General features: G+C 48.3%; 11 protein-coding genes and 2 pseudogenes. 11 read left to right on the top strand and 2 right to left on the bottom strand.

What is annotated here, in order from left to right; genetic code table 11:
- Nucleotides 1-101 precede the first annotated feature (101 nt).
- From ACKFKF_RS31210 to ACKFKF_RS31175, 8 genes and pseudogenes are all read left to right on the top strand, one after another.
- Nucleotides 102-323, top strand: a complete 222-nt coding sequence (locus ACKFKF_RS31210; RefSeq protein WP_446871262.1) for a hypothetical protein — start codon at nt 102-104, stop codon at nt 321-323.
- A gap of 5 nt (nt 324-328) precedes the next feature.
- Nucleotides 329-679: a hypothetical protein gene (locus tag ACKFKF_RS31205; RefSeq protein WP_446871261.1), complete on the top strand. Its 351-nt coding sequence runs from the start codon at nt 329-331 to the stop codon at nt 677-679.
- Between the two features lie 66 nt (nt 680-745).
- Nucleotides 746-901: pseudogene (locus tag ACKFKF_RS31200) on the top strand (competence protein CoiA family protein); the annotation flags it as partial.
- Nucleotides 902-958: 57 nt separating this feature from the next.
- Complete coding sequence (locus ACKFKF_RS31195; protein WP_446871263.1) at nt 959-1660, top strand: hypothetical protein; 702 nt, start codon at nt 959-961, stop codon at nt 1658-1660.
- Between the two features lie 241 nt (nt 1661-1901).
- On the top strand, nt 1902-2144 hold the full coding sequence (locus ACKFKF_RS31190) for a hypothetical protein (RefSeq protein ID WP_446871260.1): 243 nt from the start codon (nt 1902-1904) through the stop codon (nt 2142-2144).
- 236 nt (nt 2145-2380) lie between these two features.
- Complete coding sequence (locus ACKFKF_RS31185; protein WP_446871259.1) at nt 2381-2692, top strand: winged helix-turn-helix transcriptional regulator; 312 nt, start codon at nt 2381-2383, stop codon at nt 2690-2692.
- Nucleotides 2693-2923: 231 nt separating this feature from the next.
- Nucleotides 2924-3448, top strand: a complete 525-nt coding sequence (locus ACKFKF_RS31180; RefSeq protein WP_446871257.1) for a hypothetical protein — start codon at nt 2924-2926, stop codon at nt 3446-3448.
- Between the two features lie 140 nt (nt 3449-3588).
- On the top strand, nt 3589-4278 hold the full coding sequence (locus ACKFKF_RS31175) for a hypothetical protein (RefSeq protein WP_446871256.1): 690 nt from the start codon (nt 3589-3591) through the stop codon (nt 4276-4278).
- A gap of 50 nt (nt 4279-4328) precedes the next feature.
- Here the strand turns inward: ACKFKF_RS31175 and ACKFKF_RS31170 are convergent, their stop codons facing one another.
- The gene (locus ACKFKF_RS31170; protein WP_446871255.1) at nt 4329-5774 is read right to left on the bottom strand and encodes a pentapeptide repeat-containing protein; all 1446 of its coding nucleotides are present in this window, start codon (nt 5772-5774) and stop codon (nt 4329-4331) included.
- Nucleotides 5775-6436: 662 nt separating this feature from the next.
- On the opposite strand from ACKFKF_RS31170, the gene ACKFKF_RS31165 reads away from it, so the two are divergent.
- The gene (locus ACKFKF_RS31165; protein ID WP_446871254.1) at nt 6437-7480 is read left to right on the top strand and encodes a metal-dependent hydrolase; all 1044 of its coding nucleotides are present in this window, start codon (nt 6437-6439) and stop codon (nt 7478-7480) included.
- A gap of 8 nt (nt 7481-7488) precedes the next feature.
- Here the strand turns inward: ACKFKF_RS31165 and ACKFKF_RS31160 are convergent, their stop codons facing one another.
- Entirely contained in the window at nt 7489-8529 is a 1041-nt protein-coding gene (locus tag ACKFKF_RS31160) for an IS630 family transposase (protein ID WP_446871253.1), read from the bottom strand.
- 205 nt (nt 8530-8734) lie between these two features.
- On the opposite strand from ACKFKF_RS31160, the gene ACKFKF_RS31155 reads away from it, so the two are divergent.
- Both ACKFKF_RS31155 and ACKFKF_RS31150 read left to right on the top strand, forming a co-directional pair.
- Complete coding sequence (locus ACKFKF_RS31155) at nt 8735-9127, top strand: cupin domain-containing protein (RefSeq protein WP_446871252.1); 393 nt, start codon at nt 8735-8737, stop codon at nt 9125-9127.
- Between the two features lie 195 nt (nt 9128-9322).
- Nucleotides 9323-9851 (top strand): annotated as a pseudogene (locus ACKFKF_RS31150) (hypothetical protein); the annotation flags it as partial.

Genomic DNA, 9851 nt, shown 5'->3' with positions numbered 1-9851 from the left:
GTCCCCAGATCTTGCTATCTGTTTAGGCTGAACGAATCACACACCAAAAACAACGTTAAGGAATATGTACGCTAGATCGAAGCGCCAAAGGAGAGTGAGCCATGCAAGTTGAACTGAACTCAGAAGAGATTTATTTGTTGAGATACAGCGTGATGCAGTCAATCGCCAACCTGTCCGAAGATGCCACTGAGTTACGGGGCGTATATGAGGGTGTTTTGGAAAAACTGAGCGCTCATCCCTCAACCTTCATCTCAGACAACCTGCTTGAGTCACTGGAGCCGCCAAAGATCTTCGTGCTTGACCATAGCCAGATGGGAGAGTAGCGAGTGTGGCTGATATTGATGTCTTTGCCCACTACCGAACCGGGATGGCAGCTTACGAACAGCTTCGCTGCGCCAAAGGCGTGCGTTGCCACCTTCCCACTCTTCAATCTCAATGGGTGGCATTTAGCGCAGAACTGAAAGAATTTGCCGCAGAGCCGAGTTTAGAAGAAGCTTGGGACATTTTGCATTCCTTCGGTCGATTGGTTTGGAGAGTGACGGGCATTCCGCTTCAGTGGTTGGCTTACCCCACAGTACGAAAACATGGGAGACGATTTGCAGAAACGGGCTGCATTCGGAGTCGTCGGAACTGTGAAGGGCGATGTTGTCTTCAAGGTGAGGATGACGTGAATGAGTAGACGAGTGGCAATCGCCAAAATGTTCGAGTAAAACTGGCCATAACAGAAGCAAAGGATCGAGTTGCTGTGGCCAGAGAAATTCTGTACTCCACTGCTAAAACGTCCATAGGGCAATTTATCAAAGCAGATGATGCTGAGAAGAGGAAATCTTACGTTTGTCCAGGGTGCAGCAACCCTTTCATTCTGCGTAAAGGTTCTCGGAAGCGTCCTCATTTTGCCCACAAGAATCTCAGCCCCAACTGCACTCCTGAGACCGCTTTACACTACAGCTTTAAGACGTTGCTCTGTCAAAAAATTCAGGACGGACTCGATCGTAAATCGCCTTTAGAAATTCATTGGGACTGTAATGCTTGTGGAGGAGAGCATACAGGCAATCTTTTGAAGAAGGCGGTTCAGGTCGAATCTGAGCATCATTTAGGGACTTGCCAGCCTGATATTGCTCTCTTAGATCAGACCGGAAAGGTGATCGCAGTGATCGAGGTGGTGGTCACTCATGCCCCCGAACAGGCTGCACTAGATTATTACAAACGTAACCAAATTACCGTGGTGACCTACACTCTAGAGTCTGACGAGGATACCCGTCGTTTAGACAGTCCTACTCTTAAGCCTGACCGTGTGAATTTATGCACGACTCCCAAGTGTCCTAAATGTGGTAGCCACACGTCGAGAAAACGCTTACTAATCATTGATTCAAATTGCTGGAAGTGTACGGCACCGATGAAAGTTGCAGCGTTGCGGGGGGATATGGGTTATCTAGGAGCGGGTGACTTTGTTGCTTCAGACATTCAGCTTGCCAACCAGCATGGGGCTTCTCTTCAGTCCCATTACAGCCAAACAGCCAGAGAGCGGTACATTGCAAACACCTGCCTTAGATGTAAAGCCTTTGTGGGCAGTCACTATCTATTTGGCGACTACATTGCTAACCCAAGTTGCGGCAGGCAAGAATTCGATGCAGGGTATTACTGTCCAGTCTGTCAGTAGGGATTGTATGAATGCAAATGAGCGACCGCTTGATTCTGCTTTTCGTAGAACGCTTGTTCTAGCAATAGATCACAAAACCTGATCAATTTCTTGCTGAATTCGAGAACTACAGATAGAGTAATAACGAGTTTCGAGAGAAGTTATTGCGCTAGGTGTGGCAATGGAGTTTCCACTTCATACAAAAATCCCCTCGACTCAATAACTGATCCGAGAGGACAAAAATAGTTTTTCAGGCTTAATCATGACACCAAATCTCAAAAAATCAAGGCCAGAGCAACAAGTTTCTCAAAACTCTCCTTCTGTCGAGGTTCCGAGTCGTTCTGATCTGCTGGTCATCAAAGCGATCGATTTCATGGAGGGTGCAAGTCCTCTAATCCTGCTCACTGCCATCATCCTCGCTGCTGAACTCATTGTTCTCGGCTTGGTTTTTGAGAGAGTGATGAAGCAGGTCAATCGCTTCAAGTCGTTGGACAAGAAGAAGTAACGCCTCTTCGTAAACAGAGCCTCTGACATCCGTTGGGGGCTTTTTGCTATGCCAAACAGTTCACCCACCATATACCCAACAACGATCGCTCTCCCCTAGAACAACCCCACAGGTTGAAGTATGACGATCGCTCCATTCCAAAATTAGTTTGTGAGACGATTTATCTATCCGAACTTTCACGATTGACGTTCCAGACTTGATTTGTCAGCAAAGAAGGGTATCTGAGTACTACTGAAATGCTGAGTATTTTTCAAACGACTGGACAGGGAAAGCAGACGAGATCGAGGCTTCTAGAAACGTTGCAGCAGAAAGATGGACTGACCCGTAACGAACTGGTTGACGCATCAGGACTGAGTTATGAGCAGGTGAGAAACCAGACAGCCAATCTGATAAGCGAAGGCGCGATCGTTCCTCACTCGGTCAAGGGAAAACGCCGTTACTACCTGAGACTGCTTGCCTTACTGTTGGCGGGTTGGCTTCCATTTTGTAGTGCTTCGATTGACGACGATGGTATTAGCAATGTGGGGCAACAACTGTCTGATTACTGATAGCTATTTCTCAGTTAAATCAAACAGATTCCAGGAGAAAAGATTGACACTGAACCTACTGATTTACTCTTTTGCTGATTCCGGTACTTTACCAACTCTTCACCGGAATTCCGGTAGGCTCTCGGAATGAATTTTTTATTCAGGTTCCCATAATATGTACCACCCAATAAAAATTTTTCTGTGATGACTGACCAGAATTCCGCCGCACCTGACTGAAATTCCGCTACTGAGGTGCAGTACCGACCCGAAGAGGTTCAACGGGAACTTGATATTAAATCGACTCAGTACTACGAGCGAATCAAGTTCTTGGGCATCAAAGCTTGTAAGGACAAAATGGGAAAGGTCTACCTGGACAATTCTCAGTTTCAGAAGATGAAACGGCTCGATTTCCACATTCGAGAAGCTGGAACAATGGAGGGATTTGTTGATAGTGAAAGTGGCGAACTTGCAACAGTTGAGCAGTCCCATTCACTCGATCCAGCCACGCAGCAGGTTCAGGAAGTCCCGATCGTGGAAGATGAGACTCAGTTGAATGAGTTATTTCGTGCAGCGTCGGAGATTGCCGCTCAAAGACTGGCGATGCCCCAAATGATTGTGGGCGAACTGTCGAAACGGATTGGTTATGAGGATTTGCCTGCTGACCTGAAGGAGAAAGTTGACCAGGTGCGAGAGAATGCCATCCCAAAGCAGAATCCCGCCCAGTTAGCCGAACAACTACTGAACCGATACAGAAGTCAAAAAGCCGTGACAGCGTAGATTCTGTAGACTCTGAGCAGTTTGAGAAGACGATCGCTGCCATCCAATCAGGCAGTAGTGTTGTCGTTTTGGGAGAAGCGGGTGCAGGTTGTGATGAGTTTGCGAAGGCCCTGTATGAAAGATTGCAGGGTCAATTTGCTGTGGCTGTCACTACTTACAAAGGCAGTACCAAACAGTTCTTCCAATCGCTGGCTAAACAGTTAGACATCCCGATCGAAACCACTAGCTTTAACGAGGAGGGAGACGACGAAGGAGGAAAGGCGCTCACAGTCGATGAGTTAAAGGAAGAGATCTTATCCAACCTCAGAGACGACACCTTGATCCTTTTACCTGAAGCGAAACGGCTCCCGGCAAGTGTGCGCTATTGGTTTGAGGATGTGATTGGGCAAGGAGCAAAACTGATCGCCTTCTCACCCATCAACCCGATGAAGGATATGTTTTTGGAGTTATTGGAGGTGGAGTTAGAGCTGCCAGACGATCGCACGATTCGATCGGTGATGCAGGAGGAAGCCGATCGCCTGGGGCTACAAGTCACCAAAGGACGGTTGGCAGAGCTTCAAACGCTGGCGGGTCGAAATCAGATGATCGCTCGTAAAGTCATCCAGCGTGAGCGGTTGGGGATGAAGCAAGATCGCGTGGAGCATACGCAATATGTGGTGATCATGCCTGTGATTGTGGCAGCGTTGTTTAGTTTTGCGGTCGTGCGATTTGTGGGGCTGGGGACGGGCAACCGGGGACTTTACATCACAGGCGGGGTCTGTCTTGTGGCAGCGATGGCCCTTAAACAGTTGGGGCATGTTAGGGGTGCAAGAAAACGGTTGGGGCAATGAAGAAGGTTGATGCGAGAAAAATCTCTTCATCAAGAGATAAATTTATCAGTTCATTCCCCAGCCTCTAACCAACCTTTGACAGTTTCTGCTGGAATACTCAAAGGAGAATCGTCGAACACAGCCTTCAGTGCCTCAAGTCCTCCAGCCTCAAGAATGTCTTGCATATACTCTCTGAGACTTGGATCGTACTGAATTGCGTGGTGAACTGCTTGAAGAACATTGCGAGAAGGATCACTAAGCAATCTGCCTAGCAAATCGCGAGTTTTTTGAATAGCTTCAGTAAGCTGTTGGTTCTGATTCACTGAATGAATGTTGACGTTACCATGAACTTCATCTGCAAAATTAATCTTTGAAGTGTCTGTCTGCTGTCCTACTGAGTGAATGTTGACATTACCGTGAACTTCACTTCCGAAGTTAATAGAAGTAGTTTGTGTAGAGTCTGAGGCATGAATATTCAAAGTCATAGGTTTATCAGCCATTGTTCTGATGACATCAATTAAATCTGAAGCCTGTCGTCTATGTTCTTCTAGCGTTTCTTGCGTAAGTTTCAATTCATCTCGGTACTTTGCCTCTAGGAGAGCGAGTTTTGTATTGTAGAGAAGCGCTAAGTCATGTTCAACTGCACCTTTATTAGTTCCAGGCTGTGTCTCCAATCGAATTACAACCGATCTATTGTTCTTTCGCTCGATCGCTTGAATTGATGTACCAGTCCCGTACTCCGCCTGTAGTTGCTGGAACGACTGAAAGAAAGCTTGCCAGTCGATACCATCAGCAAAGATTAGGTCAACTGTGTCAATTACCTTTTGAAATAGTGCAGAAAATTCGCCTGGAGCAAAAATAGAGTTGCGATCACTAGGACGACGTTCAGCAAATGGCTGTGTAGCAGATGGGGTATGTCGAAGATAGATGTAGTCGCATACAACATTCTCAAGTCTAGTGCCCTCATTGAGATTCCAATCCTGAACACAAGCTCCAGTCAAGTCAGCACCTATAAACACTGTTGAAAGAACCTGAGCAGCAGTAAGATTAGCCCCTTTTAATCTAGCACCGTTGAGATTAGCACCGTTGAGATTAGCACTGGTTAAATTAGTGTTGTTTAGGTTGGCACCACCCAAATTAGCTCTTACAAAAGATGTGCCGCTCAGATCAGCACCTTCTAGGTTAGCGTTTTGCAAATCTTCGCCATTGAAGCTGTAACCTAAAGGTGGATTAAGGTTTTTCCATTCGTTCCAAGCATCTGTTCCCTCACTTAGCAATTTGCGAAGATGTTCTGAGCCTAACTCTGTAACTTTCTGCCAATCGACTTTTGCCGCCTTGCAGATGCTGATGAAAGAATCTTGGGCTATTGGTTCTCTTCTCCAGAAGCGTTTTAGCGTTGCGGTGGAGACGGTTGCAATCTCCAACCATCTAGAATCCGTCTTTGTCCATCCGTACTCTTTTCGAGCCGAATCAACGATCGTCAGTCCGTGAGGAGATGCTTTGATGGAAGCAGCCATCTTGTAGTCCTGCCAGAGTGGTTCACTTTTAGCTCAATTTTAATTGATTTCTGAACCTTTTTAACGGTAGATTGAGCTACTGTAAGCGTTAATCAATGCCTAGAATGATTGAGCAACAAGCTTTTGACATTCTTATGCCCCTCGAACGCCACTTGGTTTGAGGGGAATTTCAATTTTCTGTACTATTGACATTTCTCTTAGTACGTGGGTATCTTTTAGTAGCTCGGATACAAAAGGATTTTACGAAGTAAGTATGAGATTGTCGAAAGCTTGTTGCAGAGTCTTTCAGCTTCTCCACCTGCTCGTGACTTAGCTCCGGGTCTGTCCCCTTCACTATGGAGAATAGCTGATGCCTAACGAGCTTGCCCAAACGGGTGTGCTTGCGACCGTATCTCAGCCAACCTTTCCAATTCCAGCGGACGCAGCAACCATGATAGTTAACGGTGGTGTTGCGGTTGCAACCATCGTAGCTGTTGGTTACTTGCTAGACCGTCTGGCTAGGTTGGCTGAAGTGCTACGCAAGTCGAACGACGAGTAGTTTGTGATTGGATGAGCAGGTTCAGCCCTTGTTGGATCTGTTCATCATCGATTTGCTGGAATTAATTGCGCCTGGGCAATCTATAAGCATCCTGCCGCTCAGAGGTTGTTTATAGTTTCTCATGATGTCGATCACTCATGCCACGATCGCCACCGCCGGAGTCAGTTTAATCCTCGGAACCGCTGACCCTTTGGCACTTTGTTTGGCTCTAGTTGGCTCGCAGCTTCCAGACATCGATACCTCGACCAGCACGATCGGTAAGATCCTCTTCCCCATCAGCAACTGGATTGAGGAGCGTTACCCCCACCGAACCATTACCCACAGCCTGTTAGCGACGTTAGGAATTGCGGCATTCAGTTTGGCGATCGGCTCTCTCACTCAAAACATCAGCGTGTGGGCAGCGCTCCCATTAGGTCATCTGCTCGCGTGTTTTAGTGACTGCTTTACCAAACAGGGCGTGATGTTGTTTTACCCTTACCCCGTTTGGGCCGTGAGTGTGGCTAACCCTCGACGGCGGATCACCACGGGCAGCGCGACGGAACTATGGGTCTTGAGTTTGGCGATCGTTCTCCTGTTGGTGGGTGTCCATGCGGCAACCGGGGGCGGGATTACTCAAAACGTGGTGCAGGCGTTGGGGATGCGGGAAGCTGCGGTCGATGTGTACAACCAGAAGGCATCAAGCAATCATATCTATGCTCAGATCAACGGCATTTGGTCCAGCGATCGTACCCGTGTCGATGGGCGGTTTTTTATTGTGGCAGTCGAGGGCAATGAGTTTGTTGTCTCCGATGGCAAAGGACTCTACCAAACAGGCAAGCAGATTCTTGCAGATCGAGTCACTCCGGCGCTGGGCAGTCCTGCTACAACTCAAGTGATCAGCCTTGCCTTTAACGATGAGGAGATCGCCCCGAAGCTGCAAGAGGTGATGAGTGCCCACCCCGGCGCGTTGATTTTGCTGACAGGACAGATGTCGATCGACGTGCCGGAGCGCGTTCAATTTCCCATGATTCCGAATCACCTACAGACGGCTGCTCTAAGCGGGTCTACTGCCGTATTGAATCATCACCCGATCGAACAGGCAGTTCAAGGCTTGAGTGACCAGTACGGGACGGGTACACTCGCGCTGAAAGTGATAAGTCCGCGTCCTATTACTCCGGCAATCAAATAGAATGCGATTTACAAAGCAGCATAAGCAATCGATGGATGCTTGAAATAATTTCTGATGTGAACGGGCAACTTCTGTAGCTTTCGTAATTGAGACAACACCCGCCGCTTCAACTGACTCAAATTCCGGCTCAACGGTTTGTCATGCACCCCCTGCTTCACATCCCCGTTGAAATACTCCACTGGATTCAACTCAGGCGAATACGACGGCAAATAAAACAACTCAATCTGCTCCTCATGAGCCTCTAGCCATCGTTTCACTTCCGCTTGGCGATGCACTGGATGACGGTCTACTATCCAAAACAACTTGCGGGTGCGCTTAGCAATCAACCGCTCACAAAATGCAATAAACTGCACCGCAGTCAGCTTACAGGTGTACAGCATAAACTGCACGCTACCACCGTCGCTGATACTGGCAATGTAGTTGACCCGTTCTCGTTTGCGCTGACTGGGGCGCACCTCTGGCTTCTCACCCCTCGGAGCATATCCTCGTCCGCCAGACTCGATTGAAGATACTCCTGCTTCATCGCCCCAGGCAATTTCTGCCCCTTCTACCTGAGCACGCTGTTCAATTTTGGGGTACTCCTGCTCAAGCCACACCTCTACCGCTTGGGGGTCTTGCTCATAGGCTCTCTGTAATGGCTTCTTCGGTGTGTACCCCCACCGCTTCAGGTATTCTCCTACAGTACGAATCGGCATCACCACCCCGCACACTTGCTCAATCAATGCTTGCACTGCTCGTCGAGTCCACAGGGCGTGCTCAATCCCATAGTCCTCAGGAAAATGCCCCTCTATCGCCGTTTGTACCGCTGCTTCTTCCCAATCTTCCAGCGTTCGTCCTTCCCCAACCTGTCGCCCTCGCACTTGTTGGAACAGAGCAACCTCCCCGTAGTGTTCGTACTCCCACCACCATTCGCAAACGGTGTTGCGATGAACGCCTAAATACTCGCTAATCTCATTCACCCGCTTGCCTTGCTGCCGCAGTCGAACCGCTTGCTGCCGCAGATAGTTCTGGGTGTCAATCGAAAGATGTCGGGCATCTGGTTTATCCATAACCAACCTCTCTATGCCTCTATTCCATTATGCCTTCTGTTTCATTGCCGGAGTAATAGTTGACTAACGAAATTGAAGTCTCTCATCCATGAAGAGGGCTAACATCATGCCGAATGATCGCCAAGAGTTGATCGGTTATGATGCAGAATGACCTGCTGAGGGTGAGTGCAATTCTAGCCAACATCAATATGCACGGGGGATTCCCATGAATTTAGATCAAGAAATAGTAACGGTCAGACCGTCAGAAACAACCGATACGATTCAACGATTGCCTAACTACGTTGGTATTTCTGGAAAGACGACTGGTTCAACGGGCATATCGATGAACATTGTCGTTATCCCACCTTCGGCAAAGGCAGAACCGCATTTTCATGATGGATTTGAGACAGCAATTTATCTCTTAAAAGGGAACGTACAAACCTTTTATGGTGAAAATCTCTCTAAATCTGTCGTGAACCAGGAGGGAGATTTCATCTTCATTCCCAATGGGGTGCCCCATCAACCCGTCAACTTAAGTAGCACCGAAGCCGCGATCGCATTAGTATCGCGTAATGACCCCAATGAACAAGAAAGCGTTCAGGTTTATCAGTTGGATTAAACAGTCCTCGATCTTGCCAGTTCGGTTGGCATAGGAAACCCAGCAACGTTTTCTCCTTTCACTTCCGCTGCTTCAGAGATCACAGCCTACCTTCAAATGCTGTGGGAGTTTCCTGCTGCGGCTGATTTGAGCCGTTATCGCTTAACTTTAGGGCAAGGGCACACTAATCCTGAAAGTGATTAGTCCCCGCCCCCAATGAGACTGAAAATATTTATAGTGGCAGTGCTGCTGACTGGCTGTGTGGCTCAAGCCCAAAACCCAACGCCGACATCATCTTCCGCCCCGACTCCCTCACCAACGGCTACCCCAACTCAGAGGACGGGACGCTTTAAGCTGCAACTCACCCTGACAGCGCCGGAGGATTTGAAGGTAAAAGAGGGCGATACAGTTTTGGTGGGGCAAGTCCTTTCAGATCGCACTCGTGAACGCCAACGATTGGAGACTCAGAAGGCACAGGTTGAGATTCAGATCCAACGGCTCAATCAGCCACCGATCAAACCCTTAGCGCCCAGACAAGCGACTGAAATGGCCGCCCTTCCACCCCCCAATGTTTTACAGGAAGTGGCAGAGATTGACCGCTTACAGCTTACCTTTCAACAAGTCGAGCAACGCTGGCTGCAACAACAACAGAAATTAGCTGTACTCGACTCCATGCAGTCTGAGATGCCCCCTAGCACCATTCCTCACGAACAGGAAGTCGGTAAGCAACGGGAACGCGAGATGA

This window comes from Phormidesmis sp. 146-12, assembly GCF_052939495.1.
The sequence above is the reverse complement of the archived record's forward strand: the minus strand, read 5'-3'. Positions and strand labels throughout refer to the sequence as shown.

Bases quoted from the DNA above. Each gene is read 5' to 3' on its own strand.
- ACKFKF_RS31210 (WP_446871262.1), top strand. From the start codon at position 102: ATGCAAGTTGAACTGAACTCAGAAGAGATTTATTTGTTGAGATACAGC.
- ACKFKF_RS31190 (WP_446871260.1), top strand. From the start codon at position 1,902: ATGACACCAAATCTCAAAAAATCAAGGCCAGAGCAACAAGTTTCTCAA.
- ACKFKF_RS31185 (WP_446871259.1), top strand. From the start codon at position 2,381: ATGCTGAGTATTTTTCAAACGACTGGACAGGGAAAGCAGACGAGATCG.
- ACKFKF_RS31170 (WP_446871255.1), bottom strand. From the start codon at position 5,774: ATGGCTGCTTCCATCAAAGCATCTCCTCACGGACTGACGATCGTTGAT.
- ACKFKF_RS31165 (WP_446871254.1), top strand. From the start codon at position 6,437: ATGTCGATCACTCATGCCACGATCGCCACCGCCGGAGTCAGTTTAATC.
- ACKFKF_RS31160 (WP_446871253.1), bottom strand. From the start codon at position 8,529: ATGGATAAACCAGATGCCCGACATCTTTCGATTGACACCCAGAACTAT.
- ACKFKF_RS31155 (WP_446871252.1), top strand. From the start codon at position 8,735: ATGAATTTAGATCAAGAAATAGTAACGGTCAGACCGTCAGAAACAACC.